Origin of the sequence: Streptomyces marianii (genome assembly GCF_005795905.1) — a bacterium.
GTDB lineage: Bacteria > Actinomycetota > Actinomycetes > Streptomycetales > Streptomycetaceae > Streptomyces > Streptomyces marianii.
The window spans coordinates 4,721,927-4,747,732 of record NZ_VAWE01000001.1 but is presented as its reverse complement, the minus strand read 5'-3'; the positions used below and the strand labels follow the sequence as shown (position 1 = coordinate 4,747,732).

The 25,806-nt window shown below is 69.5% G+C and carries 21 protein-coding genes and 6 pseudogenes; 14 read left to right on the top strand and 13 right to left on the bottom strand.

Annotated features, from left to right (window positions below; all coding sequences use genetic code 11):
- Positions 1 to 128 precede the first annotated feature (128 nt).
- Positions 129 to 1,352 carry an IS30 family transposase gene (locus FEF34_RS21470; protein ID WP_138051393.1) on the top strand — a complete coding sequence of 408 codons (1,224 nt, stop codon included), beginning with the start codon at positions 129 to 131 and terminating at the stop codon, positions 1,350 to 1,352.
- 335 nt (positions 1,353 to 1,687) lie between these two features.
- Positions 1,688 to 2,341 carry a DUF4360 domain-containing protein gene (locus FEF34_RS21465; RefSeq protein WP_138054598.1) on the top strand — a complete coding sequence of 218 codons (654 nt, stop codon included), beginning with the start codon at positions 1,688 to 1,690 and terminating at the stop codon, positions 2,339 to 2,341.
- Between the two features lie 177 nt (positions 2,342 to 2,518).
- On the opposite strand, the gene FEF34_RS21460 is transcribed toward FEF34_RS21465, so the two are convergent.
- Together FEF34_RS21460 and FEF34_RS21455 are read right to left on the bottom strand one after the other, a co-directional pair.
- Positions 2,519 to 3,394, bottom strand: a complete 876-nt coding sequence (locus tag FEF34_RS21460; RefSeq protein WP_234042494.1) for an ABC transporter permease — start codon at positions 3,392 to 3,394, stop codon at positions 2,519 to 2,521.
- Positions 3,394 to 4,359: an ATP-binding cassette domain-containing protein gene (locus tag FEF34_RS21455; RefSeq protein WP_138054597.1), complete on the bottom strand. Its 966-nt coding sequence runs from the start codon at positions 4,357 to 4,359 to the stop codon at positions 3,394 to 3,396. The genes FEF34_RS21460 and FEF34_RS21455 overlap by 1 nt, the downstream gene beginning before the upstream one ends.
- 170 nt (positions 4,360 to 4,529) lie before the next feature.
- On the opposite strand from FEF34_RS21455, the gene FEF34_RS21450 reads away from it, so the two are divergent.
- Positions 4,530 to 5,345: a TetR/AcrR family transcriptional regulator gene (locus tag FEF34_RS21450; RefSeq protein ID WP_138054596.1), complete on the top strand. Its 816-nt coding sequence runs from the start codon at positions 4,530 to 4,532 to the stop codon at positions 5,343 to 5,345.
- A gap of 27 nt (positions 5,346 to 5,372) precedes the next feature.
- Here FEF34_RS21450 and FEF34_RS21445 read toward each other — a convergent pair whose 3' ends face one another.
- Positions 5,373 to 6,362: an SdiA-regulated/phytase-like domain-containing protein gene (locus tag FEF34_RS21445; protein WP_138054595.1), complete on the bottom strand. Its 990-nt coding sequence runs from the start codon at positions 6,360 to 6,362 to the stop codon at positions 5,373 to 5,375.
- A gap of 70 nt (positions 6,363 to 6,432) precedes the next feature.
- On the opposite strand from FEF34_RS21445, the gene FEF34_RS21440 reads away from it, so the two are divergent.
- From FEF34_RS21440 to FEF34_RS21425, 3 genes are all read left to right on the top strand, one after another.
- Positions 6,433 to 7,122, top strand: coding sequence for a GDSL-type esterase/lipase family protein (locus FEF34_RS21440; RefSeq protein ID WP_138054594.1), 690 nt, complete (start codon positions 6,433 to 6,435; stop codon positions 7,120 to 7,122).
- 292 nt (positions 7,123 to 7,414) lie between these two features.
- Entirely contained in the window at positions 7,415 to 7,618 is a 204-nt protein-coding gene (locus FEF34_RS21430) for an antitoxin (RefSeq protein WP_138054593.1), read from the top strand.
- A 41-nt stretch (positions 7,619 to 7,659) separates the two neighbouring features.
- Complete coding sequence (locus FEF34_RS21425; protein ID WP_138054592.1) at positions 7,660 to 8,100, top strand: CBS domain-containing protein; 441 nt, start codon at positions 7,660 to 7,662, stop codon at positions 8,098 to 8,100.
- Between the two features lie 193 nt (positions 8,101 to 8,293).
- Here the strand turns inward: FEF34_RS21425 and FEF34_RS41380 are convergent, their stop codons facing one another.
- Complete coding sequence (locus FEF34_RS41380; RefSeq protein ID WP_171053037.1) at positions 8,294 to 8,503, bottom strand: hypothetical protein; 210 nt, start codon at positions 8,501 to 8,503, stop codon at positions 8,294 to 8,296.
- A gap of 441 nt (positions 8,504 to 8,944) precedes the next feature.
- Between FEF34_RS41380 and FEF34_RS21415 the strand changes: the two are divergent.
- Positions 8,945 to 9,721, top strand: a pseudogene (locus FEF34_RS21415) (IS256 family transposase); the annotation flags it as partial.
- A gap of 6 nt (positions 9,722 to 9,727) precedes the next feature.
- Here the strand turns inward: FEF34_RS21415 and FEF34_RS21410 are convergent.
- A pseudogene (locus tag FEF34_RS21410) lies at positions 9,728 to 11,820 on the bottom strand (ISAzo13 family transposase).
- A gap of 57 nt (positions 11,821 to 11,877) precedes the next feature.
- Here FEF34_RS21410 and FEF34_RS21405 point away from each other — a divergent pair.
- A pseudogene (locus FEF34_RS21405) lies at positions 11,878 to 12,336 on the top strand (transposase); the annotation flags it as partial.
- Positions 12,337 to 12,372: 36 nt separating this feature from the next.
- Positions 12,373 to 12,870: a transposase gene (locus FEF34_RS21400; protein WP_138054591.1), complete on the top strand. Its 498-nt coding sequence runs from the start codon at positions 12,373 to 12,375 to the stop codon at positions 12,868 to 12,870.
- 30 nt (positions 12,871 to 12,900) lie between these two features.
- On the opposite strand, the gene FEF34_RS21395 is transcribed toward FEF34_RS21400, so the two are convergent.
- On the bottom strand, positions 12,901 to 13,422 hold the full coding sequence (locus tag FEF34_RS21395) for a carboxymuconolactone decarboxylase family protein (RefSeq protein ID WP_199800690.1): 522 nt from the start codon (positions 13,420 to 13,422) through the stop codon (positions 12,901 to 12,903).
- 62 nt (positions 13,423 to 13,484) lie between these two features.
- Entirely contained in the window at positions 13,485 to 15,218 is a 1,734-nt protein-coding gene (locus tag FEF34_RS21390; protein ID WP_199800689.1) for a thiamine pyrophosphate-binding protein, read from the bottom strand.
- Positions 15,219 to 15,339: 121 nt separating this feature from the next.
- On the opposite strand from FEF34_RS21390, the pseudogene FEF34_RS44500 reads away from it, so the two are divergent.
- From FEF34_RS44500 to FEF34_RS21375, 3 genes and pseudogenes are all read left to right on the top strand, one after another.
- A pseudogene (locus FEF34_RS44500) lies at positions 15,340 to 15,533 on the top strand (ISAzo13-like element transposase-related protein); the annotation flags it as partial.
- Between the two features lie 174 nt (positions 15,534 to 15,707).
- The gene (locus FEF34_RS21380; RefSeq protein WP_407698295.1) at positions 15,708 to 16,529 is read left to right on the top strand and encodes an IS256 family transposase; all 822 of its coding nucleotides are present in this window, start codon (positions 15,708 to 15,710) and stop codon (positions 16,527 to 16,529) included.
- A 1-nt stretch (position 16,530) separates the two neighbouring features.
- Positions 16,531 to 18,177, top strand: a pseudogene (locus FEF34_RS21375) (ISAzo13 family transposase); the annotation flags it as partial.
- A gap of 1,444 nt (positions 18,178 to 19,621) precedes the next feature.
- On the opposite strand, the gene FEF34_RS21370 reads toward FEF34_RS21375, so the two are convergent.
- Complete coding sequence (locus FEF34_RS21370) at positions 19,622 to 20,503, bottom strand: glycosyltransferase family 2 protein (RefSeq protein WP_171053036.1); 882 nt, start codon at positions 20,501 to 20,503, stop codon at positions 19,622 to 19,624.
- 111 nt (positions 20,504 to 20,614) lie between these two features.
- Complete coding sequence (locus FEF34_RS21365) at positions 20,615 to 20,806, bottom strand: hypothetical protein (RefSeq protein ID WP_138054588.1); 192 nt, start codon at positions 20,804 to 20,806, stop codon at positions 20,615 to 20,617.
- Positions 20,807 to 20,977: 171 nt separating this feature from the next.
- Between FEF34_RS21365 and FEF34_RS21360 the strand changes: the two genes are divergently transcribed.
- Positions 20,978 to 21,967, top strand: a complete 990-nt coding sequence (locus FEF34_RS21360) for an aldo/keto reductase (protein ID WP_138054587.1) — start codon at positions 20,978 to 20,980, stop codon at positions 21,965 to 21,967.
- Between the two features lie 84 nt (positions 21,968 to 22,051).
- On the opposite strand, the pseudogene FEF34_RS21355 reads toward FEF34_RS21360, so the two are convergent.
- The 4 genes and pseudogenes from FEF34_RS21355 to FEF34_RS21340 all read right to left on the bottom strand — a co-directional run.
- Positions 22,052 to 22,201, bottom strand: a pseudogene (locus tag FEF34_RS21355) (aldo/keto reductase); the annotation flags it as partial.
- A gap of 681 nt (positions 22,202 to 22,882) precedes the next feature.
- Complete coding sequence (thpR, locus tag FEF34_RS21350) at positions 22,883 to 23,452, bottom strand: RNA 2',3'-cyclic phosphodiesterase (protein WP_138054586.1); 570 nt, start codon at positions 23,450 to 23,452, stop codon at positions 22,883 to 22,885.
- Between the two features lie 91 nt (positions 23,453 to 23,543).
- The gene (locus tag FEF34_RS21345; protein WP_138054585.1) at positions 23,544 to 24,911 is read right to left on the bottom strand and encodes an MFS transporter; all 1,368 of its coding nucleotides are present in this window, start codon (positions 24,909 to 24,911) and stop codon (positions 23,544 to 23,546) included.
- Between the two features lie 25 nt (positions 24,912 to 24,936).
- A complete protein-coding gene (locus FEF34_RS21340; protein WP_138054584.1) occupies positions 24,937 to 25,374 on the bottom strand; it encodes a MarR family winged helix-turn-helix transcriptional regulator in 438 nt (145 codons plus the stop codon).
- A 132-nt stretch (positions 25,375 to 25,506) separates the two neighbouring features.
- Here FEF34_RS21340 and FEF34_RS21335 point away from each other — a divergent pair, with 132 nt between their 5' ends.
- A complete protein-coding gene (locus FEF34_RS21335; protein WP_138054583.1) occupies positions 25,507 to 25,770 on the top strand; it encodes a ribbon-helix-helix protein, CopG family in 264 nt (87 codons plus the stop codon).
- Positions 25,771 to 25,806 lie beyond the last annotated feature (36 nt).

Below are 25,806 nucleotides of genomic sequence, written 5' to 3'. Positions count from 1 at the left end.
GCGCCGGCTCCGGCCGGTCGCTCCACGGCGACGCAGGTACGGCGCGCCGTACCACGGTGAAAGAGGCACGGGAGGGCTCGGCGCTTAGGTTCTAGTGGTCGTCGCAACACCCCAGCTCAAGGGGTGCGATGGACTTCGAGATCCGCAAGGTGCGGACCGCGCAGGGGCCTGTGAAGCTGCGCCGGGAGCGGGAGGCATACTCCCGGCTCGTGCAGCAGGGATACAGCAACACGGAAGCCTGCCGGATCGTCGGTGTTGACCGGCGAACCGGCAACAAGTGGCGTAACGGCCGCAGCGCCGACCGTCGGCAGAAGGCGGCACCACCGATTTCCGCGGTGGCGCCGCCTTCCGGCACGTCCAGGTACCTGCGCGAGGAGGAGCGGATCCACATCGCCGACCGGTTGCGGGAGAAGGCCACGGTGCGGGCGATCGCCGCGGAGCTGGGCCGCAGCCCGTCCACGGTCAGCCGGGAGATCCGCCGCAACCGAACGGACGGCGCACGCGGCCGGTGGCACTACCGCCCTCACGCAGCCCAGGCCCGCGCCGATGCACGCCGGCCCCGCCCCAAGAGCCGCAAGATCAGCGAGAACCCCGAGCTTCGGGCCGCTGTCCAGGCAATGCTGGACGAGAAGTGGAGCCCGGAGCAGATATGCCACGCTCTGCGGGCACAGTTCCCCGACCGGCCGGAGATGCACGTGGTCCACGAGACCGTCTACCAGGCCCTCTACGTCCAGGGCAGAGGCCAGCTGCGGCGCGAGCTCGCAGGCGCCCTGCGCTCCGGGCGGGCCCGCCGCAGGCCGCAGAGGCAGGCGAACTGCCGCCAGCCGCGTTTCACCACCCCGATGGTCATGATCAGCGAACGGCCCGCTGAGATCGAGGACCGGGCCGTGCCCGGTCACTGGGAGGGCGACCTGATCATCGGCAAGGACGGCAAGTCCGCGATCGGCACCCTGGTCGAACGCGCCACCCGCTACGTCATGCTCCTGCACCTGCCCGGCGACCACGGCGCCGAGAGCGTCCTGACCTCCCTGACATCCACCGTCCAGACCCTGCCCGCCCACCTGAAGCGGTCCCTGACCTGGGACCAGGGCAGTGAGATGGCCCGGCACGGCGAGTTCACCCTCGCCACCGACATCCCGGTCTACTTCTGCGACCCCGCCAGCCCCTGGCAGCGCGGCTCGAACGAGAACACCAACGGCCTGCTGCGGCAGTACTTCCCCAAGGGCACCGACCTGTCGGTCCACACCCCCGCGCACCTGGCCGCCGTCGCCGACCAGCTCAACCGCCGCCCACGCAAAACACTCGGCTGGGAAACCCCAGCCGAGCGCCTGCATAAACTGCTCACGGCCTGATCAACACAACCACGTGTTGCGACGACCGCTAGAAACCGCCGCGGCACGCCGGGCCCTTCGCCGTGCGCGGGGCGCGCCGTACCGCCACGCGTGCACACAAGGTGCTCAATATGTGAGAACCGCGTGCAGCAAGCGTGGAGGTACGGCTGATAACCGCCCTACCCTGATGGCGAGTTGGCCCCTACGATCCAAATGATCCGATGCGCTTGACATGTTCACGCCTCAACAGTGCAGCGCTGTCGACCGGCAGGACATGGGATCGGCTGGACCCCCCACGGTTCACGTCCCCGCAAGGCCACCGACCGACTCTCCTCCAACCACAGGAGTGCCGCATCATGACCCGCGCCTTACGTACCAGCGCCGCCCTCACCGCGGTCCTCGCCTCCACCCTCGTCGCCGGAAACGCCGGCACCGCGAACGCGACCATCGTCGCGCCACCCGACAAGATCGTCATCGAGATCGCCACGGTGAACGGCTCGGGATGCGCGCCCGGGACCGCGGCGGTGGCGGTCTCCCCGGACAACACCGCGTTCACCATCACCTACAGCGACTACCTCGCCCAGGTCGGCGGGGGAGCCTCGCCCATCGACTTCCGCAAGAACTGCCAGCTGAACCTGGTCGTGCACGTCCCGCACGGCTTCACCTACGCCGTCGCCAGCGCGGACTACCGCGGTTACGCCAGCCTGCAGAGCGGCGCCACGGCCCTCCAGAAGGCGTCCTACTACTTCCAGGGCTCGCCCGACACGGCCGCGAGGAGCCACCCGTACAACGGTCCGTACGACGACAACTGGCAGGCCACCGACGAGACCGAGTGGGGACAGCTGGTCTGGGCCCCCTGCGGAGTGAAGCGGAACTTCAACATCAACACCGAACTCCGGGTGAGCGCGGGGACGTCCGACCCCGCGAAGACCAGCTTCATGACGATGGACTCCACAGACGGCGAGATCAACACCATCTACCGGCTCGCCTGGAAGGAGTGCCCGGAGTAATCGGGAGCGCCCGGCGCCGGGCGGACCGGCATCACGCCGGTCCGCCTTCCGCGGACCGGGTGGGCCCGCCCCCCTCGCGGGCCCACCCACCGGGGCGCACCGTCGCCGATCGGGGCCGCGGACCCCGGCGGCGCGGTACGCGTCCCCGCCCGGTGGCCGCCGGCCGTGCGCACGGACTCAGCGACTCAGCCGCCGGAACCTCCGCACCGCCAGGGGGAGGAACACGGCCGTGATGACCAGCGGCCACACCAACGCCATCGGCACCGAGTGCTGTTCGACCCAGGTTCCGCCCTCGGCGCCCGGGTTGCCGAACAGCTCACGCGTCGCCGCGACCGTCGAGGAGACCGGGTTCCAGGCGGCGACCGGTGCCAGCCAGGCCGGCATCAGCGACGGGGCCACGAACACGCTGGAGATCATCGTGAGTGGGAAGACCACGGCGTAGAGACCCCCCGCGGCCTCCGCGTTCGGCACGACGAGACCGCACCAGACACCCACCCAGATCAGACTGAACCGCAGCAGCAGCAACAGCCCGAATGCGGTGGCCGTGTCCACGAGGCCGCCGCCGGAACGCCAGCCGATCGCCAGGGCGGTCAGCGCGAGGATCGCCAACTCCGCTGCGGCGACCGCCAGATCGGCGAGACCCCGGCCCGAGCAGACCGCGGACGGGGACATCGGCATCGAGCGGAAGCGGTCCGTGACACCCTTCGTCGTGTCCGTCACGACGGCCGTGGCCGTGTTCATGAAGCCGAACGCCATCGTCGAGGCGAACATCCCCGGCATGAGGAACTCCCGGTAGTCCCCGCCGCCCGGCACCCGCATCGCGCTGCCGAAGACGAACCCGTAGAGCAGCACGGACACCATCGGGAAGCCGAGCCGCCACAGGATGAGCACGGGCAAGCGGCGGTAGTGGAGGAGGTCCCGGCGGGCGACGTTCCAGCAGTCGATGAGCACCCAGTACAGCCGCTCGTGCGGGCGGTCCGCCCGCGGCACTCCCAGGTCGACGGCAGACCTCGCGGCCGTCCCGGCCGTCCCGGGGGTCGTTCCGGTCGTCATCACGCCGCCTCCGCGCGGTGTCCGGTCAGGCGCAGGAACACATCGTCGAGGCTCGGTCTGCGCAGCCCGATGTCCTCGACCCGGATCGCCTCGTCCCGCAGCGTGCGGGCGACCTCCGTGAGTGCGGCGACACGGTCCCCGACGGGGGCATGGACCCGCCGCCCGTCCTCGTCGGTCTCCGGCTCGACGCCGGGTCCGGTGACCCGGGCGACGATCCCCGCGACCCGCCGCAGGTCCTCCGCCTCGGCGACGACGACCTCGACCCGGTCGGCGCCCACGCGGTTCTTCAGCCCTTCCGGGGTGTCGTCGGCGATGGCCCGGCCGCTGTCGACGACGGTGACGCGCGAGGCCAGCCGGTCGGCCTCGTCCAGATACTGGGTCGTGAGCAGCACGGTCGTCCCCCCGGCCACCAGCGCCCTGACGGCGTCCCAGACCTCGCCTCGCGCCCGCGGGTCGAGACCGGTCGTCGGCTCGTCGAGGAAGAGCACATCAGGGGCGAGGACCATGGAGGCGGCGAGGTCCAGCCTGCGCCGCATGCCTCCGCTGTACGCCGCGACGCCCTTGTCCCCGGCGCCCGACAGGCCGAAGCGCTCCAGCAGTTCGCCCGCGCGCAGCCGGGCCCGCCGCCCGCCGAGCCGGAAGAGCCGGCCGAACAGCTCGAGGTTCTGCCGGCCGGTGAGCCCCTCGTCGAGGGCCGCGTACTGCCCGGCCAGGCCGATGCGCCGACGCACTCCCTGGGGATCGCGCGCCACGTCGAGGCCCGCGACGGCGGCCCGGCCGCCGTCGAACCGCAGCAGGGTCGCGAGGACCCGCACCGCGGTGGTCTTGCCCGCGCCGTTCGGCCCGAGGAGCCCGTGGACCGTGCCGCGCGGGACGCGGAGGTCGAACCCGTCGAGCGCGTTCGTCCCGCCGTAGCGCTTGCGCAGGCCCTCGGCGCACACCGCCGGTCCGCCGTGATCGTCCATGCCGTCCACCTTTCAGGGCCCGGGGATTCGGGACCGTCATGAGGAAATCGATGCGAAGAAGTCGGCGCGAGGAATCGGCACCCGAAATCTGAGTACACCGTACCCTAAACCGAGTACGGCGTACTCGGTTTTTTGCCGGGCGGTCCGGCGGAACGGCTTAGGGTGAGCCCATGACGAGCAGCAGCCTCGACCTCCTGTGGGGCACCGGCGAGCGCCCCAGCCGCGGCCCCAAGCCGGGCCTCACCCTCGACCGGATCACCGGAGCGGCGGTCGCGGTCGCCGACGCGGAGGGGCTGGACGCCGTCTCCATGCGGCGCGTGGCGGCGGAACTCGGCGTCGGCACGATGTCGCTGTACCGGTACGTCCCCGGCAAGGCGGAACTGCTCGACCTGATGCTCGACCGGGTGCAGGCGGACTCACTCGCCTCGGAACCGCCCGCGATCGCCGACTGGCGCGACGCCGTCAGAGCCCTGGCCCATGGCCACCGGGACCAGTTCCACAGGCACCCTTGGCTGCTCCGGGTCAACGAGGCACGGTCGGCGCTCGGACCCAACACGCTGCGCGGTCTCGACGTCTGCCTCTCCGGGCTGAGGGACATGGGACTGACCGACCCCGAGACGATCGCCGTGATCATCACCGTCCAGAGCTTCGTCACCGGCACGGCGCGCAGGGAGATCCAGGCCACCGAGGCGGCCGGAGAGACCGGGGTGAGCCACGAGGAGTTCTGGGAGGGACAACGCCCGTACCTCGAACGGGCCATGAACAGCGGGGAGTTCCCGCATATGGCGGCTCTGTCCGAGGACACGTTCGCGACCGGATTCGACCACTTCGGCTTTGGGCTCGACCGGCTGCTGGAGGGCTTGGAGTCCCTGGTGGCGCGGCGCGCGTCGGCGGAGGGGAGGCCCCCCTCGGAGGTGACCGGCTCCGGCTCCCCGGGGCAGGCGAAAGCCGCCTCCCCGGATGCGGGGAAGACCCCCGGAGCGTGACGCCGCGCCCCGTCCGGGAACGCGCGCTCAGCCGCGGCGCCGCCGGGACCTGAGCACGAGGAACGCCAGCACCGCGGCCACGACGGCGCCCGCCGGCACGGCGAGGCCCTTGCCGTCGTCACCGCCCGCGCCCCGCGCGGACGAGTCCGCGCCTCCGGAGCGGGAGGGCGACGCCGCGTCCGAGCCCTTGCCGTCGTCGCGACCCACGTCCCGGGGCAGGACCTCGCTCCGCTCGCCCTCCGTCCCGAACATCAGCTGCGTGCCGTCCGGCGTGAAGGTCACCGACTCGGCCTGGCCCTGCAACGGCGCGCTGACATGGCGGTCGGCGCCCAGCCGTCCGTCGCCCCAGGCGTAGCCGCGTGCGCTGAAGTACGAACGCAGCACCAGCTCCCGGCCGTCGGGCGAGAAGGCGCCGTCCGTCACCCAGGGCACCTCGCCGATCCGCCGGAAGACGTTCGTCCCGTCGGTCACCAGCCGGGACGGTCCCTCGTAGAGCCCGCCGCCGTCCTCGTTCTTGCTGGCGATGTAGACGCGGCCGGTCTTCGGATGCACCATCATCGCCTCCGCGTTCCGTGGGCCGTCCGCGTACCGGACCGTGTACTGGGTGGCGTGGACGGTCACGTCCCGCAGCGTCGGCGGTTCGGGGAAGCGGTAGATCCAGACGTGGTCCCAGCTGCCGTTCGCGTTGTCACCGATGTCCCCGACGTAGACGTCGCCGTCGGGGCCGACCGAGATCGCCTCCATGTCGCGCGGCCTGCCGACGCCCTCGAAAGTGACGGTCGCCACGGTCTCGCCGGTCCGGGAGTCGACCGCGAAGACCCGGGGCTCGTCCTGGTCGTTGTGCGTCCAGTACACACCGGGGTGGGCACGGCTGGCCGCAAGCCCGCTCGATTCCGTGATCCGCGGGTCCTTGATGATGAAACCGCCGGAGTCGTCGGCCGCGGAGGGCACGGCGGCCCCCAGGACCGCCACGGCGGCGGCGACCGCAGCCGCCATAGTCGTACGCAACGAACGCATGCCACCAAGTGTCCATCGTCACGTCACCGGCCGGGGCCACGCCTGGCGGGGGTCGGCCATCATTACCCCCATGCGCTTCATGTTCGTCGGTGACTCCATGACCATCGGACGCGCCGGCGACTACACCTGGCGCTACCGGATGTGGCAGCACCTGAACCGCTCCTTCGGCGGCCCGTACGCGATCGTGGGCCCGCGCACGGAGCTGTACGACGCCACCGCCGACGCGCCCGTGTCCGCCGACTACGCCCGCCCGGACTTCCCGGCCAAGGCCCGCCGCCACCTGGCGGGCTGGGGCGAGGGCTGGCTGCACATGGCGCCGCTCATCGGCGGGGCGGTGGCCACGGCGAAGGCCGACGTGCTCCTGGTGTCGCTGGGGCTGATAGACCTCGGCTTCTACACGGACAGCACTCAGACCGCCGCGAACACGCGGCAGTTCATCGCCGCGGCCCGCGAGGCCAACCCGCACGTCCGGGCCGTGCTGCTGCCGGTCATCCCCAACGTCCGCGCCCTGGCGGACGCCTCTTTCGCCGCCGAGTGCGACCGCTTCAACGAACTCCTGGCCAAGGCGGTCGCGGATCTGGACACGCCCGCGTCGCCGCTGCTGCTGGCCTCGATGCCGGACGCGTACGACATCCACACCGACACCTACGACGGCACCCACCCGGGCCCCTCCGGCGAGCACAAGCTGGCCGCGGCCTTCGCCGGTGCGATGCACCAGGCGTGGGGTCTGGGCGGACCGTACCGGCGGGCGGCGGACTGACCGGGCGCCGTCCCGGCTGCTGCTGATCGTCGGTGCCGGCCGCCTCGTCCCGGAGTTCGTCCGGCACCGGGCCGGGACGGTCGGTGAGGAGCGTCGCCGCCTCGGCCGGCGGCAGGGCGGCCCGCACGGCGTCCGAGAAGTACGGTGCCTCGCGCCACGCCGCGACCGGGCGATCCCGCGCGGTTCCGCCCGCGCGCGTTCCGGTCCTCGGGACGACCGCCCGCCCAGATGCGAACCGTGCAGGGGGAGGAGACGCTGGAGAAGCGGGGGCACACGGCAAGGAGGACCGCCCATGTCCATGATGGACAAGCTCAAGCAGATGCTGAAGGGCCACGAACACCAGGCCTCGAAGGGCGCCGACAAAGGCGGGGACATGATCGACGAAAGGACCCAGGGCAAGTACAGCGGCCAGGTCGACACCGGCCAGGACAGGCTCAAGGAGCAGTTCGGCGGCGACCAGCCCGGCCAGGGGCAGGACAAGCCGCCGCAGCCCTGACGGGGCCCGACGGACGCCCTCCTGAGGAACGGAAGGCAATCATGACCGGCAACACCAAGCTCACCGCCCGCGACATGATGAGCGGCGGGGTGAAGTGCATCGGTGCGCACCAGTCACTGCGGGAAGCGGCGCGCATGATGCGCGACCTGAACGTCGGCGCTCTTCCCATATGCGGCGACAACAACAGGCTCACGGGCCTCGTCACCGACCGCGACATCATCGTCCGGTGCTGTGCGGATGGCATAGACCCGGCGACGGTCCAGGCCGGTTCCCTCTCCGGTGACCTGCACTGGATCAAGGCGAGCGCCCCCGCCGAGGAGGCGCTGCACCTGATGGAGGAGCACCAGATCAAGCGGCTGCCGGTGATCGACGTCGAGCACGGACACCAACTCGTCGGCATGATCACGGAGGCCGATCTCGCCAAGAACCTCTCGGACGACCAGATCGCGGAGTTCGTGTCCAAGGTCTACGCGAACGCCTGAGGGCCGCCCCCAGCGGCCCGGCCGTCCTCGGTAACCGCCCACTCTCCTGACCACCCACCCCCGACAGGCCGCGCCGCCGCAACGGTCGACCGCCGACCCCGCCGCGCGTGGCGCTGTGCACGCCGTGAACGCCCCCGGGCGTCCACGGCGTCCGGCTGCCCGGGCACGCCGCACGGGCGGGGGACGGTCCGCTTCAGGCGAGCCGGCCGTACGGCAGCCGCAGCACGGCGGCGACGCGATCGGCGACGTGCTCCGCGTGCGGCGGGGCGCCTCCCTCGGCGAGGCCCAGGGCGAGGCGGCCGGCAGGTGCGGGACATGGTGCACGTTGGACGACATCGCCGTGGGCACCCTGGCGGCCCCTGGTCAGCCCGCAGGCCCACACCGAGGCAGTGAACGTCGGCACCGGTATTCCGACCAGCGTCCGGCATGTCGCGGAACTGATCCGCGAGCACTACCTTCCTGGACACCCCGCTGCCGGCCGGTGACCCCCTCGGCGGGTACGCGGCCGTCCGCCGGATGGAGAACGTCCTGGGCTGGAAGCCGAAAGTCACCATCGCGCAGGGCGTGACCCGCTACGTCGGCCGCGGCTGAGGAACACCCCGGCCGCCGCCCCCGGCCGGCTGCGGGAGTCCACAGCGGCTCTCAAGACCGTTCCCTTAGTACTGCAACCGCACTCATTGCGTCGCCGCAGGTCAGGACAGGTACAGCGAACTTCCTGCGCTGACGGCGCGTCATGATGGTGTCCCGCCGAGTGGTGTAGCAGCGATCTCCGCATAGCCCCTGGTCATGAGGCGGCCATCGCGCAACTCTCCGAGTAGCGAAGCTCGTTGAGAGAGGTGACGCGATGGCCTTGTCCCAGCATGACTTACTCCGGCTGATGGAGTCACTGCGTACGGCGGACGGAATCGAGTTGATCAGGGTCCTGGCCCAGCGGATCCTGCAGGAACTCATCGAGGCCGAGGCCACCGCCCACATCGGCGCGGAGCCCGGCGAGCACGCCGACACCCGTACGACCTGGCGCAACGGTCACCGCGACAAAGTACTGACCACGCAGGCCGGCGACCTGGACCTGGCCATCCCCAAGGTCCGCACCGGCACCTTCTTCCCCAGCCTGCTCGAACGCAGGCGCCGCGTCGACCAGGCCCTCTACGCCGTCATCGTCGAGGCATACGTCCACGGAGTGTCCACCCGCAGCGTCGACGACCTGGTCAGGGCCCTGGGCGCGGACACCGGGATCTCCAAGAGCGAGGTCTCCCGGATCTGCGGCGACCTCGACGAAAGCCTCACCGCCTTCCGCAACCGCCCGCTGGACCACACCCGCTTCCCCTACATCTACCTGGACGCGACGTACTGCAAGGCCCGCGTGAACCATCAGATCGTGTCCCAGGCCGTCGTCATCGCCACCGGCATCACCGAGGACGGCGGACGCGAAGTGCTGGGCCTGATGGTCGGCGACAGCGAGACCGAGGCGTTCTGGACCACCTTCCTGCGCTCCCTGCGCGAGCGCGGTCTGTCCGGGGTCCGCCTGGTCATCGCCGACCAGCACCTCGGCCTGGTCGCCGCCATCGGCAAGGTCATGATCGGAGCCGCCCACCAGCGCTGCCGCGTTCATTGGACCCGTAAAGAATCAACTCGGCTGTTTCGTCATCGAGATGGAAGCGAGCAGGGATTCGGCGGTGTGGTGCTTGAACGGAGCCGGTGGCAGGTGGAACCTCTCCGCCTCGAGGAGGGGACGGACGTCGCGGAAGGCGTTGCCGATGGTGCTCCGGTTCACCTGGAACAGTTCGGCCAGTACTTCGCCGGTGCAGACGCGACGGTGGAACAGGACGGTTGCCAGAACACGTTCAGGATCGGTGATCTTCTGGGCGAACACGCCGCCGCGGGTGCCCGGTTGGCGCGGTCTGGCTGGGTGTGACGGCGGCCCTCGACGAGGGCGGCCTGGCGGGGTGCGAGGCGTTCGATGAGTTCCTGCAGGTCCGTGCGGCTCATCCCGGTCAGGGCCGGATCGCAGAGCTCTTCGGGCAGCGAGGTGCGGGATCGGGCGGGAAGGGCCCCGGTGTCGAGGAATCCGATCAGTTGGTCCGGCTCGGTGAACAGCAGTGTTGTCGGTTCCACCTTGACCTTGTGGCCGTCCAGGAGGCGGCGGGTCTCGGTGATCACCGGGCTGATGACCCGGTCGGTGACCTCCAGCATCTCCGCCAGGACGCGTTGGGGACAGACCTGACGCAGGTAGAGCAGGGTCAGCAGGATGCGGTCGCGGCCGGTGAAGAGGGGCTTGCCGTGGTCGGCGGCCGCCTTGCGACGCGGTCCGCCCCGCTGCTGGAAGCAACGCCGCTCGCGCTCCGCCTCCTGGGCGGGGGCGAGCCGGGCCGTCACATCGTCGAGTTCGGTTGCGCTCATCCCGGTCAGGCGGGGGTCGTCCAGCAGGTCCAGGACTTTTCTGCGTCCCGGCACCGCTGAAGTCGGCCCGCTTCCCGGCGGTGACGGCTCCGTGGTGGTCAGGGGCGCGGGACGGAGCGTGTAGTTCCAGCTGCCGCGAGCCTTGTGGGGTTCCAGGGGCAGGGCTTTCATACGGGCCTTGCTGATGGCGACGCCGAGCGGGTAGGAGCGGGTGTCGAGCTCGGCCTGGACGCGCAGCCCGCTGCGGGTGGTGGTGGAGGCGATCGCGTTCACGATGACTTCGTGGCTGGTCAGCGGCCTGCCGCGCCAGTTCATGGTGATGTGGGAGAAGAGTCGGTGCTCGATCTTGTTCCACTTCGAAGTGCCGGGCGGAAAGTGGCAGACTGTGATCGCCAGCCCCGTGTCGGCGGCGAGCGCGGCCAGTTCCGCTTTCCAGGCGCGGTAGCGGTAGCTGTTGGAGCCGCCCGCGTCCGCGGTGATCAGCAGCCGGGCGGCGGCCGGGTAGTCGAGCTGGCCGCGGGCCTGCCACCAGCGGCGGATCGTGGCCACGGCGAAGGCAGAGGTGTTGTGATCGACTCCGACGCTGACCCATCCGGCGTCAGCGGCCAGGTCGTAGACGCCATAGGGGATCGCGGTCTCGCCCTTCGGCCCGGTGAAGAAACTGTGATCCTCGACCCGGACCGGCTCGCCCTTGGGCCGCCACTCACGTCCAGTGTTCGGCAGCTGCCCGAGCATCTCCTTCTTCTTGGCGTCGACACTGATCACCGGCTCGCCCGCGGCCTGGAACACCTTGACCTGATCGTTGATGTAGTGAAACTGCGCGTCCCGATCCGGATGCTGGTCTCCTTCCAGCGTCTTGGCGTTCGCCTGCAGGCTGAAGCCGTTCTCCCGCAGAAGCCGGCCGACGGTCACCGGCGAGACACGGTGCCCTCGCCTCGTGAGCTCCGCCGCAAGACGCCGCAGTGACTTCGTCGTCCAGCGCAGCGGCGACGTCGGATCGCCGCGCTCGTCCGGCTCGACCAGGCTCAACAGGGCGCGCAGCAGCCCCGGATCCAGCTCGGTCGCGCTCTTGCGCCCGCCGCCCGGCCTACGGATCCGGCCTTCTGCCAGCAACTCGCCGCCCGCCTCCAACTCGAAGACACCCTTGCGTACGGTGCTCTCGCTCGCCCCGGCGATCCTGGCCACGGCCCTCACCCCGCCGTGGCCCAGCAATCTCGCCTCAGTCGCGAGCGCGAGCCGACGCTGCCGCTCGTTCAGGTGAGGTAGCAACACCTCGAATCGAACAGCGAGTTGAGCCAGCACCGCGTCCTTGATCGCCATATCAGGTCAACGAGGCGGAACTCAGGAAGCAATACCTTGTTCGCGTACGGGTCCGACTTCCTGCGCAACGTCTTCGCGGTGATCCCGAAGGATTCCGCGGAGATGGTGGCGGCCACCATCCGCACGGTCTTCGCCCAGCCCGACGCCGCAGCCGTCCGGGCCCAGCTCGACACCGTCGCCGACATGCTCGGCCGCCAGTTCCCCAAGGTCAGGTCCATGCTCCTGGAAGCGAAGGAGGACCTGACCGCGTTCGCGGACTTCCCTGATCGGCACTGGAAGAAGATCCAGTCGACCAACCCGCTGGAGCGGATCAACCGCGAGATCAAACGCCGGACCGACGTCGTGCAGATCTTCCCCAACCCCGAGGCTCTCGAACGCCTCACCACCGCCGTGCTCATCGAGATGCACGACGAGTGGATCGCCTTCCCACGCCGCCACCTCCCCGAAGGCAGCATGGACAAGATCTACCCCAACAACGACCAGATCGGTCCGGCTACACCACCACAGGGGACATGACCAAGGAACGGTCCGGCTTCACCCGGGACGACTTCCATCGACTTCGACCAGCGCCAGGTCACCTGCGCCAACGGCGAGACCAGCCACATCTGGCTCGAGCCACCGGCCATGGCTCCCTACACCGTCGCCCGGTTCCGCCCACACCAGTGCAACCCGTGCCCCGACCGGTCTGCCTGCACCCGCGGCACCGCTGCCCGCACCGTGAACTTCCTCCCCCGACCCCTCCACGAGCTCCAGGCCCGGAACCGCACAGACCAGCAAGACACCCAGTGGAAACGGCTCTACGCCACCCGATCCGGCGTCGAAGGCACCATCTGCGAGTTCACCAACGGACACCAGGCCCGACGCAGCCGCTACCACGGCATCCGCAAAACACACGTACAGCACGTCCTGACCGGCATCGCGATCAACATCGAACGCCTCGCCTCACGCACAACTCGACACCCCCACCGCTCTCGCTCCCCGACGGCCTTCCAGCAATACCTCAACGCCCGCGGCATGAGCTGGGAATGCTGGTGGCGACAAGGCAAATGAGGTCACGCTCAAGATCCCCGACAGAGTCGCTCAATGTGTCTCGTGACCCTCTTTCCGCCAAGGAGGCGTCGGCAATCCGGGTTCGACGGAAACGTCGAATGCGGTAGCCATATAACCCATGAGGGAATACAGCCCGCAGAGCGCCACGATTTCCACAACCCCTGCATTTCCGACGACCTTGACCAGTGCGTCTTGGACCTCGGCAGGGATCTCGTCGTCGGCGGCGATGTGGTCGACCGCCTGCACGACAGCGCGCTGGGCAGGTGTCGTGTTCGCGGGCACGGCGTCACCGGCCAGCGCTTCGATCTGTGCCGCAGTGAGACCTGCCTGGGTTGCCGGGCGTACATGGTGCGCCCACTCGTAGTCCGCGCCTCGGCGAGCGGAGAAGCGCAGGATCGCCGTCTCGCGGAGGTCGTCCGGAAGAAGCCCCTGGAACCGCAACCGCTCACCGAGCTCACCGACAGCTCTTGCGACCTTCGGGTTGTTGAACATGGCGACATAGATCTCGGCGAGCTGCGGTCGGCCGTCTGCGTGGCTGCGCACAGCTGCCATTCGCTGCATTTCAGCGCGGTCTTCGCGGTTCGCTTGCGAGGCAGGGTCTGGAAGCCGGGCCATCAGTGGCTGTCCTCCCATTCCGCCACGGCCTGACGCCACGGGGCGATAGGCGTGGGATAGTGCTTGTCGATCCGGGCCGATACAAGGAACGGTTTGCTCTGTGTGAGCCCGTGGGCCACTGCCTCGCCCACCTCGCCGGGGTGGGAGACCGCCACACCGTCGGCGCCCATGGCGCGCGCGAACTCCGGCCATGAGAGGCCGGGGATATCAGTAAGCGCCTCAGGTCCGGCGCCCATCTCTTTTGCCCGATACCAGATGTTTCCATAGGAGTGGTTGTCGAAGACGAGAATCACGAGAGGGATGCTGTAACGGGCAGCCGTATGGAGCTCCATACCATGCATCAGCATGCAGCCGTCGCCCGTGGCAACCACTATCGGACGCTCGGGCCTGGCGATCTTGGCGCCGATTCCCAGTGGGATTGCGCCGCCCATCGGGGCCAGGTTCGCCAGCGACACGTAGTCCCCGCTACCGTAGCTGGGCCAGTACTGCGAGCACCAGGCACGATGAGCGCCGGAGTCCACTGACAGCACGGTCTCGCGCGGGCAGGCAGCGCGGGCCTCCGTGACGAAACGGGCCGGGTGCATTGGTTCGGTGTCTCGGGTGGTGTCTTCCGCTTCGTAGGCGTGCGGCCCACGGCCGCGCACGTCACCCAGGAACGCTTGCCGGGCCGAACGGCCGCTCTCCAATCCGGCGGCGATCGACCCGTCGACGCTGGTGAGCAGTTCGAGGAAGGCCCGCGGGCTGGCGGTGACCGGCCGGCTCGAGGGCCAAGTCCGTCCGATGAGTGCCGGATCAGCTTCGACATGGACGAGTTCCCTCGCCGGCAACATCTTCGGATCCCAGTTCAACGTATCCCGCTGGGACAGCCCCGAACCAATGACGACAAGTACTTCGACGGCGGGATCGAGAATCGCTTCGCTGGCCCAGCGCGAACCGCCGTAGCCGAAGACGCCCAGTGAGAGGGGGTGGTCTTCGGGCACCAGCCCTTTCCCGCTGAGGGTGGTCGCAATGGGGATGTCGAAGCGCTCCGCCGCGGCGATCAGAGCCGCTTCCGCTCTCGCGTGGCGTACCCCCGGTCCCGCGAGGATGATGACATTCGCGGCAGGCTGCCCATGGGCATCCATGGAGAAAACGGACAGAGCGGCGTCGGTCGCTTCCCGGTCGATCGCCAGGGGTCGATATGCTGCCTCGGGCAGCGGCGTCCAGTCCACAAGCTGTTCACTACGCTGAACGTCCAGCGGGATTGACAGATGTACGGGCGCCCGCTCGCGCAGCGCGGTGAGTGCCGCAGCCCTCAGGTAGGGCTGGAGGTTGGCAGGCGAGTTCACGCTGAGACTACGGGCCGTGACCGGCCTAAGGACGGAAACGTCATCCAGTGCGGCGCCACTTCCGTCCTGGAAGGCACCGCGCCCCTCCGTACCGGTCGCGACCTCGCCGCTGATGGCGAGAAGCGCGGAGCGGTCGGCTCGTGCCGCGGCAAGCGCGGTCACTATGTTTGTGACACCGGGTCCGCCGATGCCGAAGGCGACTCCGAGGCGACCAGAAGCACGGGCGTAGCCATCGGCCATGTAGGCCGCTCCGGCTTCGTGGGCGGCCACGACAGTACGCACGCCCTCAGTCTCGGTCATCGGCGGCATGAAGGGATCGTTCAGCCCGCCCGGGACCATGAAGAGGTGATCGACGCCCTCGGCTGCGAGGGAGCTGACGACGCAGGTGGCTCCGTCCATTGTCATGCCGGGGAATCTAACGCGTGGCGTCGATCATCTGGTGTACCCGCGCCGCCGCGCGCCCTGAGCTCGTGACTGACGTCGCCTCAGGAGACTACTGCAGGGTTGGCTGACACCGGGCCTGGTGTTGGAACGCCGGCTGTTCTCCCGGATCCCCACAGCCTGCGCGGACAGCCGTTGACCAGCCACGAGGATCTGCAGCAGACCAACTCAGCCACCCGCACCAACACCGGATCGACCGTTCAGGCCGTGCTGGACGAAACGCGTACCCCACCGGCCGCGCACTTCACCCGGGCCGAGCGCAAGAGCGTCGAGCGGCAGGCTCGACCTCCCGCCGAGTCGAGGGCCGTCCCGGCGACTTCATGGGCGACCGCCCCGTCAACTCCGATGGTGTCCCGCCGAGTGGTGTAGCAGCGATCTCCGCATAGCCCCTGGTCATGAGGCGGCCATCGCGCAACTCTCCGAGTAGCGAAGCTCGTTGAGAGAGGTGACGCGATGGCCTTGTCCCAGCATGACTTACTCCGGCTGATGGAGTCACTGCGTACGGCGGACGGAATCGAGTTGATCAGGGTCCTGGCCCAGCGGATCCTGCAGGAACTCATCGAGGCCGAGGCCACCGCCCACATCGGCGCGGAGCCCGGCGAGCACGCCGACACCCGTACGACCTGGCGCAACGGTCACCGCGACAAAGTACTGACCACGCAGGCCGGCGACCTGGACCTGGCCATCCCCAAGGTCCGCACCGGCACCTTCTTCCCCAGCCTGCTCGAACGCAGGCGCCGCGTCGACCAGGCCCTCTACGCCGTCATCGTCGAGGCATACGTCCACGGAGTGTCCACCCGCAGCGTCGACGACCTGGTCAGGGCCCTGGGCGCGGACACCGGGATCTCCAAGAGCGAGGTCTCCCGGATCTGCGGCGACCTCGACGAAAGCCTCACCGCCTTCCGCAACCGCCCGCTGGACCACACCCGCTTCCCCTACATCTACCTGGACGCGACGTACTGCAAGGCCCGCGTGAACCATCAGATCGTGTCCCAGGCCGTCGTCATCGCCACCGGCATCACCGAGGACGGCGGACGCGAAGTGCTGGGCCTGATGGTCGGCGACAGCGAGACCGAGGCGTTCTGGACCACCTTCCTGCGCTCCCTGCGCGAGCGCGGTCTGTCCGGGGTCCGCCTGGTCATCGCCGACCAGCACCTCGGCCTGGTCGCCGCCATCGGCAAGGTCATGATCGGAGCCGCCCACCAGCGCTGCCGCGTTCATTGGACCCGTACGCGAACAAGGTATTGCTTCCTGAGTTCCGCCTCGTTGACCTGATATGGCGATCAAGGACGCGGTGCTGGCTCAACTCGCTGTTCGATTCGAGGTGTTGCTACCTCACCTGAACGAGCGGCAGCGTCGGCTCGCGCTCGCGACTGAGGCGAGATTGCTGGGCCACGGCGGGGTGAGGGCCGTGGCCAGGATCGCCGGGGCGAGCGAGAGCACCGTACGCAAGGGTGTCTTCGAGTTGGAGGCGGGCGGCGAGTTGCTGGCAGAAGGCCGGATCCGTAGGCCGGGCGGCGGGCGCAAGAGCGCGACCGAGCTGGATCCGGGGCTGCTGCGCGCCCTGTTGAGCCTGGTCGAGCCGGACGAGCGCGGCGATCCGACGTCGCCGCTGCGCTGGACGACGAAGTCACTGCGGCGTCTTGCGGCGGAGCTCACGAGGCGAGGGCACCGTGTCTCGCCGGTGACCGTCGGCCGGCTTCTGCGGGAGAACGGCTTCAGCCTGCAGGCGAACGCCAAGACGCTGGAAGGAGACCAGCATCCGGATCGGGACGCGCAGTTTCACTACATCAACGATCAGGTCAAGGTGTTCCAGGCCGCGGGCGAGCCGGTGATCAGTGTCGACGCCAAGAAGAAGGAGATGCTCGGGCAGCTGCCGAACACTGGACGTGAGTGGCGGCCCAAGGGCGAGCCGGTCCGGGTCGAGGATCACAGTTTCTTCACCGGGCCGAAGGGCGAGACCGCGATCCCCTATGGCGTCTACGACCTGGCCGCTGACGCCGGATGGGTCAGCGTCGGAGTCGATCACAACACCTCTGCCTTCGCCGTGGCCACGATCCGCCGCTGGTGGCAGGCCCGCGGCCAGCTCGACTACCCGGCCGCCGCCCGGCTGCTGATCACCGCGGACGCGGGCGGCTCCAACAGCTACCGCTACCGCGCCTGGAAAGCGGAACTGGCCGCGCTCGCCGCCGACACGGGGCTGGCGATCACAGTCTGCCACTTTCCGCCCGGCACTTCGAAGTGGAACAAGATCGAGCACCGACTCTTCTCCCACATCACCATGAACTGGCGCGGCAGGCCGCTGACCAGCCACGAAGTCATCGTGAACGCGATCGCCTCCACCACCACCCGCAGCGGGCTGCGCGTCCAGGCCGAGCTCGACACCCGCTCCTACCCGCTCGGCGTCGCCATCAGCAAGGCCCGTATGAAAGCCCTGCCCCTGGAACCCCACAAGGCTCGCGGCAGCTGGAACTACACGCTCCGTCCCGCGCCCCTGACCACCACGGAGCCGTCACCGCCGGGAAGCGGGCCGACTTCAGCGGTGCCGGGACGCAGAAAAGTCCTGGACCTGCTGGACGACCCCCGCCTGACCGGGATGAGCGCAACCGAACTCGACGATGTGACGGCCCGGCTCGCCCCCGCCCAGGAGGCGGAGCGCGAGCGGCGTTGCTTCCAGCAGCGGGGCGGACCGCGTCGCAAGGCGGCCGCCGACCACGGCAAGCCCCTCTTCACCGGCCGCGACCGCATCCTGCTGACCCTGCTCTACCTGCGTCAGGTCTGTCCCCAACGCGTCCTGGCGGAGATGCTGGAGGTCACCGACCGGGTCATCAGCCCGGTGATCACCGAGACCCGCCGCCTCCTGGACGGCCACAAGGTCAAGGTGGAACCGACAACACTGCTGTTCACCGAGCCGGACCAACTGATCGGATTCCTCGACACCGGGGCCCTTCCCGCCCGTGAGGGTGCCATCCTGCATCGCCTTGGCTTTGATGACATCGCGTACGGCGAGTGGGAGCGCGGTACGTGGAACTTCCAGCCGTGGCATGAAGGACCGGACCTGTACAGGCTGTGGGAGCCCTGCCGTAAGCAGGACTTGTCCATCGCACCGGACACCGGTGTGGCGCTGGAATGCGTCGAAGCGCTGGCCGACCTCCACGCGAAGGGCTGGGCGCACGGTGATGTGCAGCCCGCCCACTTCATCATCGGGCCGGAGCGGACACATCTCATCGACCTCGCCCTTGCCCGTGGTGGACCCGTGCCCGAGGGGTACGACTTCCCGTTCCGCGGCTGCCTCGTCCACTACGAAGCACCGGAGATCGCGCGCAGCGTGCTCGCTACAGGAGAAGCTGAGCCGGCACAGGAAGCTGACATCTACGCGCTCGGCGCATCGCTGCTCATCTCCGCCACAGGTTGGCGGGCTGTCGAGTACCCGGACGACGCTCCGCGCCCCGTCCAGAGAGAGGCCGTGGCGAACGGCAAGCGTCGCCCTGTAAAGGCTCCTGGTGAGGCGGGCGAGTTGATCGACGCGATGCTCAGCTATGCCCCGGAAGACCGGCCGACCATCTACGAGGTGGGTAAAGCCCTCAGCTGATTCTCAACAACCAAAGACCGGACCACCCCTCAGCCTGGACAGCATTCCGGGTGGTCCGGTCGGGGAAGTCCTGGTCAGGACCCCGGTGCCGATGGTACCGGGGCGGTTGGCGCGCTCGGATGCGGGTGCTGCCGTACCCCCCGCCTCACGTTGTCGAGTTGGAGAGGGGTTCTGACCTGAGCCACCGAAAGTCAGCCACGACGGCGGTGCGTCGAACGAGCACCCGCCACGTGTGTCTCCAGCAACCACCCGCCGGCCTCAGCCACGCTACTTCCATTCGTCACGGACCTCGTCCTCGTTCCGGCCTGGGCGTTGGAGACAGAGATGCGACGGCTGGGCTCTGCCTGCGTCTTCGAGGTTCCTCCGGCCAGGGATCGGGGTCGGTTGGGCGGTGTGGTCGCGCTTGGTCGGTGTCGGCTTGGTCCTGGTGCTCGGAGCCCTCCTCCACTCGCAGCCGCCCTTGGCGTGACAGCCGCGAAGGCGCCACCTCACCGATACCGGGAGAGGTGGCGCCTTCGCGTTGTCGGGCACATGGCCCACGCATGGCCCACAGCGGTGGTCGTGACCTGCGCTTTCTCGTCCTCCGCGGGCCGGATCTTGGTCCACGCCTGGTCCACAGACACTGATCAACGACGTGACAGAGGCGAATCACGGTGAGACAGGTCCGTGGGAAAGGGGCGCCCCGGAATCGGAACACCCCTTGTGACCAGCACATACGCTGACCTGGCGGTGGGTGTGGGATTTGAACCCACGGTGACATCGCTGCCACGACGGTTCAAAGAACCGGCGGCCTGCCCAGTCGGGACATCCGCCACACCGTCCGCCACCTGATGGGACGCCGAGGGCCCCCACTGGTCCGGAGACCCTCGGCGAAACCACCGAACCAGGCCCGCAGTCCCGCCAGGGACTTCGTGCGGACCACGGTCAGCACTACCCACACCCCCAGGTAGACCGGCACGAGAGGGACGGGCAGATGCCGCTTGGCAAGCCACACCCGGTTCCGGGCCGTCATCCGGTAGTAGACCGCGTGCCGCGCGGGCGAAGTCTTCGGGTGCTGGAGAACGAGCTGCGGCTCGTAGAGGACATCCCAGCCCCTGTCGATCGCACGCCAGGCCAAGTCGGTCTCCTCGTGCGTGAAGAAGAACGCGTCCGGCCAGCCGCCGGTCTGCTCCAGCATCGGCATCGACAGCGCGTGCCCACCGCCCAGGAACGTGGTAACCATTCCCCTCCGCATCGGGTCCTTGGCCCGCAGACGGGGCACGTGACGCCGCTGGGTGGTGCCGGTCTCGTCAGCGATCCGGAAGCTGACGATGCCCAGACGAGCGTCCGCCTCGTACAAGTCTGCGATACGACGGAACACGTCCGCTTCGATCAGCAACCCGTCGTCGTCCAGGTCCACGAGCACGTCCACATCCCCGAACTCACGCAGCCGCCGCCACGCGACGTTGCGGCCGCCGGACACCCCCAGGTTCCCCTCCAACTCCACTGCGGTCACGCCATCCGGCAACCCCGCAAGCGCCGTCCCGTTCCCGACGACGACCACCCGGACGGCGGGCTCGTCCTGCTTCGCGACCGACTCCAGCAGAGCCAGCAACTCGGGCATCCGGTCGCCCGTGGTCAGCACGGCAACACCCACACGCGGCCGGGTCACATCCATCGCCACTTCCCTCAAGCCGGCATCAGGTGAACGGCGAGCGTACCCCGGCCAAATCCTGCTGCCGCACCCATCAGAAAGGCCCACACCCATGGACTGGATCATCCTCGGCGACTACATCACCGCCCCCACCCTCGGGGCCATCGCAACGACCGTGTACGGAGGCCCGGAGAGATGCGCGACGTCGGACACGTCGCCCTGAACCACGATGGAGCCGGAAGCGGTGCGGTAGACGTTCGGGCAGTCGTCCTCTCCACACGTGCCGTTGCCGTTGCCGGTGAGCCGAGTCAGTTCTTCGCGTGCCATGCGGAACCCCCTTGGCCTGTCGGCCCGGTCGGGCCGCCTGGGACGACCGTACGAAGGCCGCTCACGGCCGTCCGCGCACCGACGTGACTCTCATGCACGTTGTCGTAAAAATGGGCGGCCGAGTGGTCGGTTCTTGCATGGAGTGGGCTCGAAGCAGTTGGCTTGTGCCTCATGAAGTACACGCAGCTCGGACGCACCGGACTCAAGGTCAGCCGACTCGTCCTCGGCACGATGAACTTCGGCCCGCAGACAGACGAACCGACAAGTCACGGCATCCTGGATGCCGCGCTCGACGCAGGTCTGAACTTCGTGGACACGGCCAACGTGTATGGGTGGGGTGAGAACAAGGGCCGCACCGAGGAGATCATCGGGACGTGGTTCGCCCAGGGCGGTGGCCGGCGGGAGAAGACGGTCCTCGCCACGAAGGTCTACGGCTCCATGTCAGGTGAGGGTGAGGCCTGGCCCAACGAGGACCGGCTGTCGGCGTTGAACATCCGGCGGGCCGTCGACGCCAGCCTCAAGCGGCTGCGGACGGACTACATCGACCTGTACCAGTTCCACCACATCGACCGCCGCACTCCCTTCGAGGAGATCTGGCAGGCCGTCGACGTGCTGATCCGGCAAGGAAAGGTTCTGTACGCGGGCTCCTCCAACTTCCCCGGGTACAAGATCGCCCAGGCCAACGAGACCGCCGCCCGGCGCGGCATGGTCGGGCTTGTCAGCGAGCAGTGCCTGTACAACCTCTACGAGCGGCGGGCCGAGATGGAGGTCATCCCGGCCGCGCAGGAGTACGGCCTCGGGGTCATCCCCTGGTCCCCGCTTCACGGCGGCCTCCTCGGCGGTGTACTGAGGAAGGAGACCGAGGGCAAGCGGCGCACCGAGGGCCGCGCGGTGGAAACGCTTGCCACCCCGACCGTGCGTGCGAAGTTCCAGGCGTACGAGGACCTGCTCGACAAGCACGGCCTGGAGCCGGGCGAGGTCGGGCTGGCATGGCTGCTGACCCGGCCCGGCGTCACCGGCCCGATCGTCGGCCCGCGCACGGTGGAACAGCTGGAGAGCGCGTTGCGCGCCCTGGAGCTGGAGCTGAGTGACGAAGTTCTGACTGGTCTGGACGAGATCTTCCCCGGCCCGGGGCCGTCGCCGGAAGCCTTTGCCTGGTGATCGAGTAGCGCCTGGAAGCACGGCCGCCGCCCGCTCCGACGGGGCGGCGGCCACAGTGTCACCCAGTTATCAAAGTGCCGACTTGGCCGTGTCCGAGAAGTTCAGGCCCGCGCCGAGCGCGGCGTCCGTGATCGTGTGGCTGTCGGCCTCGGTGGTCTGGGGGCCGAAGTTCATTGTGTCGAGGACGAGTCGGCTGACCTTGAGTCCGGTGCGTCCGAGCTGCGTGTACTGCAGGGGGCTCAGCCAACTGCTTCGAGTCCGCTCGAAGCAAGGGCGAACCGGCGCGGCGTCCCCGCCCCCGGGCCTTCGTCACTCCTCGCGCGGCGCGCCGCTCCTCCGCGCGCCACGCCGCCCGCTCGGGCGCTCAGCGGCCAAGCGCAGCCGCCACCGCGACGACGGCGAACATCAGCACGAGCACACCGGCCATGATCCGGTTACGGGTCTTCGGGTCCACCCTTTGAGCGTAACGGGCCGGTCCGGGCCCCCGGTGCCTGGGGCGTCCCGCGGACCCGCCCGTTCCGCGGTGCAGGCCTGCGGGTCCGGTAAGCGGGGCCGGACCGCGGTGCCGTTGAGCGGGCCGGAACGCGGGTCCGGAAGGCGGTGCCGGTCCGCCGTGCAAGCCTGCGGGTCCGGAAGGCGGTGCCGGACCGCGGGGCCGGTCCGCCGTGCAGGCCTGCGGGTCCGGAAGGCGGTGCCGGACCGCGGGGCCGGTCCGCCGTGCAGGCCTGCGGGTCCGGTAAGCGGGGCCGGTCCACGGTGCCGTTGAGCGGGCCGGTCCGGGCCCCCGGTGCCTGGGGCGTTCCGCGGACCCGCCGGTTCCGCGGTGCAGGCCTGCGGTGCCGGACCGCGGGGCCGGTCCGCCGTGCCGTTGAGCGGGCCGGACCGCGGGGCCGTGCGGTGTAACGGGCTCCGGCGTCAGCCCGCCGCGCCCAGGGGCCACCGGCCGACCTCCTCGTAGCGCGGCCCCTCGCCCGGGCGGCCCCCGCCGGGCAGGTTGCTGCGGATCAGCAGCAACCGGGACACGGTCCACGACCTGCCCTCGAAGGGGCCCAGGGCGTCGACGTACGGGCGCAGATCCGTGTCGGTACGGGTCCGGGCGAGGGTCAGATGGGCGTGGTAGCGACGGGGCTCCTCCATGGAGACGCCCGCACGCCGAGCCGCCGCCTCCGTGCGCTCGGCGAGCATGCGCATCGTGTCGAGCGCGCCGGCCGCGCCCACCCAGAGCGTGCGCCGGCCGAAGTGCCCGCCGCCGTGCAGCCGCAGCGGGAACTCCTCGGTGCGCCGTGCGGCCCGCCCGAGCCGTTCGATCAGGTCGGGGAGCAGCGCCTCGTCGACCTCCCCCATGAAGGCGAGGGTGAAGTGCCATGCCGGCCGCCCGGTCCAGCGCAGAGCGTCCGCCCCGGGCAGCTCGTGCAGCCGGTCCACGGCCCGCCCGAGCTCCCTCAGGGCCTCGTCGGGCGGCAGCACGGCGGCGAAGAGTCTCATGCTCCGAGTCTCCCAGCGACGGGTTCCCCCACGCCCCCGCACACGAGAACGCGGTGGTGCGCACCACCGGGCGCGCGCAGCGGCCGCCGCCCTATGCCGCAGCCGGCAGCCGCTCGCGCGGCACCATCCGTACGTGCCGGTGCCCGCGGCGCAGGTCCACCTTCAGACGCATGCCGCAGGCTCTGACCAGGATCAGGCCGATCGCGACCGCCGCGATCACCGCGATCGCACCGCCCGTCGCCATTCCGACCCGCACGCCGTAGGTGTCCGTGAGCCAGCCGACGATCGGCGCTCCGAGCGGCGTACCGCCGACGAAGACCATCATGTAGAGGCTCATGACGCGGCCCCGCATCACGGGGTCCGTCGCCATCTGGACCGACGAGTTCGCCGTCACGTTCACCGTCAGGCCGACCATGCCGATCGGGACGAGCAGCACCGCGAACAGCCAGAACGACGGCGCGAACGCGGCCGCGATCTCCAGCACGCCGAAGAGGGCCGCCGCACCGAGGAGCATCCGCAGCCGCGAGGAGGCGCGGCGGGCGCAGAGCAGGGCGCCGGCCAGGGAGCCGGCCGCCATCAGCGTGTTGAACAGGCCGTACGTCCCCGCACCCGCGTGGAATACCTTGTCGGCGAAGGCCGTCAGCCAGATCGGGAAGTTGAAGGCGAACGTGCCGATGAAGCCGACCAGGACGATCGGCCAGACCAGCTCGGGCCGGCCGGCGACGTACCTCAGGCCCTCCCTCAGCTGCCCCTTGCCGCGCGGCACCCGCTCGGTCCGATGCAGCTCGGCCGGGCGCATCAGCAGCAGACCGGCGATCGGCGCGAGGAAGGACAGCCCGTTGAGCAGGAAGGCCCACCCACTGCCCACGGCGGTGATCAGCACACCGGCGACCGCGGGCCCGATCAGCCGCGCGGACTGGAAGTTCGCGGAGTTGAGGCTGACGGCGTTGCGCAGCTGGCCCGGCCCGACCATCTCGGAGACGAAGGACTGGCGGGTCGGGTTGTCGACGACCGTGACCATGCCGAGCAGGAAGGCGATGAGGTAGACGTGCCAGACCCGGACCTCGCCGGAGAGCGTGAGCACGGCGAGCGCCAGTCCGCAGAGGCCGAGGGCGCCCTGGCTGAAGAGCAGCAGCCGGCGCTTGGGGTAGCGGTCGGCGACGACTCCGCCGTACAGGCCGAAGAGCAGCATCGGCAGGAACTGCAGGGCCGTGGTGATGCCGACGGCCGCGGACGAGCCGGTGAGGCTCAGGACGAGCCAGTCCTGGGTGATGCGGGCCATCCAGGTGCCCGTGTTGGAGACGATCGCTCCGGTGAAGAACAGCCGGTAGTTGCGGACCCCGAGCGAGGAGAAGGTCCCCTTGCGCGCCGGTCCGGTTCCCGGGGCCGTGCCGTTCGTGTCGTTGTGGTCGTGGGGCTTCGGTGCGGGTGCGGAGTCTGCTCCGGGTCCCGAACTCAAAAGAGGTCGCCTCCTCGGCTGGTCGTTACAGGTGTGCGAGTTTCTCCAGTACGGGGGCGGCCGCGCGCAGCTTGGCCCACTCCTCCTCGTCCAGGCCCTCGGCGAGCGAGGCCAGCCAGGCGTTCCGCTTACGGCGGGACTCCTCGAGCATGACCTCGGACCGCTCGGTCTGGCTGACCACCTTCTGCCGGCGGTCCTCGGGATGCGGCTCCAGCCGGACCAGCCCCTTGGACTCCAGCAGTGCCACGATGCGGGTCATCGAGGGCGGCTGGACGTGCTCCTTGCGGGCCAGTTCACCGGGGGTGGCCGAGCCGCAGCGGGCGAGGGTGCCCAGCACCGACATCTCGGTGGGGCTCAGCGATTCGTCGACGCGCTGGTGCTTCAGGCGCCGGCCCAGCCTCATGACGGCCGAGCGCAGTGAGTTCACGGCGGCGACGTCGTCGCCGTGGGACAGGTCAGGCATGTTCCTTAGCATAACTCATTACCCATCCTAATGACTACTGAATGACGATCCGCGCCCGCGTCTCACCCAAACGAGTGATAGGGCTTCGGAAAGTGACGCACCGATCGGTTCCGGCCAACGATGCTGGCCGGCATGGCGACGACAGCATCGAGCGCATCGGCAGTACTCAGCCTGCGGTTGGACGGCGAGTTGCTCGACCGGCTACGGGAGCATGCCGCCAGACGCGGAATGAGCGTCCAGGACTACGTGGTCCGGACGCTCATTCGAGACGACTTCGACGAGCGCTTCAAGACGGCCGTCGACGAGACGGAGAAGTTCTACGGTCCCGTGCCGGGCCGGCCGGGGCCGGGCGGGGACCCCGGCCGGCCCGGCACGGGACACGGCACGACCGCATGAGGCCGGGAGTGGGCGTCGGCGGGAGCCGCTGAACGG

What these genes read in the sequence shown, in the direction of transcription:
- FEF34_RS21470 (WP_138051393.1), top strand. Translation starts at nt 129, where the DNA reads ATGGACTTCGAGATCCGCAAGGTGCGGACCGCGCAGGGGCCTGTGAAG.
- FEF34_RS21465 (WP_138054598.1), top strand. Translation starts at nt 1,688, where the DNA reads ATGACCCGCGCCTTACGTACCAGCGCCGCCCTCACCGCGGTCCTCGCC.
- FEF34_RS21460 (WP_234042494.1), bottom strand. Translation starts at nt 3,394, where the DNA reads ATGACGACCGGAACGACCCCCGGGACGGCCGGGACGGCCGCGAGGTCT.
- FEF34_RS21455 (WP_138054597.1), bottom strand. Translation starts at nt 4,359, where the DNA reads ATGGACGATCACGGCGGACCGGCGGTGTGCGCCGAGGGCCTGCGCAAG.
- FEF34_RS21450 (WP_138054596.1), top strand. Translation starts at nt 4,530, where the DNA reads ATGACGAGCAGCAGCCTCGACCTCCTGTGGGGCACCGGCGAGCGCCCC.
- FEF34_RS21445 (WP_138054595.1), bottom strand. Translation starts at nt 6,362, where the DNA reads ATGCGTTCGTTGCGTACGACTATGGCGGCTGCGGTCGCCGCCGCCGTG.
- FEF34_RS21440 (WP_138054594.1), top strand. Translation starts at nt 6,433, where the DNA reads ATGCGCTTCATGTTCGTCGGTGACTCCATGACCATCGGACGCGCCGGC.
- FEF34_RS21430 (WP_138054593.1), top strand. Translation starts at nt 7,415, where the DNA reads ATGTCCATGATGGACAAGCTCAAGCAGATGCTGAAGGGCCACGAACAC.
- FEF34_RS21425 (WP_138054592.1), top strand. Translation starts at nt 7,660, where the DNA reads ATGACCGGCAACACCAAGCTCACCGCCCGCGACATGATGAGCGGCGGG.
- FEF34_RS21395 (WP_199800690.1), bottom strand. Translation starts at nt 13,422, where the DNA reads ATGGCAGCTGTGCGCAGCCACGCAGACGGCCGACCGCAGCTCGCCGAG.
- FEF34_RS21390 (WP_199800689.1), bottom strand. Translation starts at nt 15,218, where the DNA reads ATGACAATGGACGGAGCCACCTGCGTCGTCAGCTCCCTCGCAGCCGAG.
- FEF34_RS21380 (WP_407698295.1), top strand. Translation starts at nt 15,708, where the DNA reads ATGGCCTTGTCCCAGCATGACTTACTCCGGCTGATGGAGTCACTGCGT.
- FEF34_RS21370 (WP_171053036.1), bottom strand. Translation starts at nt 20,503, where the DNA reads ATGGATGTGACCCGGCCGCGTGTGGGTGTTGCCGTGCTGACCACGGGC.
- FEF34_RS21365 (WP_138054588.1), bottom strand. Translation starts at nt 20,806, where the DNA reads ATGGCACGCGAAGAACTGACTCGGCTCACCGGCAACGGCAACGGCACG.
- FEF34_RS21360 (WP_138054587.1), top strand. Translation starts at nt 20,978, where the DNA reads ATGAAGTACACGCAGCTCGGACGCACCGGACTCAAGGTCAGCCGACTC.
- thpR (WP_138054586.1), bottom strand. Translation starts at nt 23,452, where the DNA reads ATGAGACTCTTCGCCGCCGTGCTGCCGCCCGACGAGGCCCTGAGGGAG.
- FEF34_RS21340 (WP_138054584.1), bottom strand. Translation starts at nt 25,374, where the DNA reads ATGCCTGACCTGTCCCACGGCGACGACGTCGCCGCCGTGAACTCACTG.
- FEF34_RS21335 (WP_138054583.1), top strand. Translation starts at nt 25,507, where the DNA reads ATGGCGACGACAGCATCGAGCGCATCGGCAGTACTCAGCCTGCGGTTG.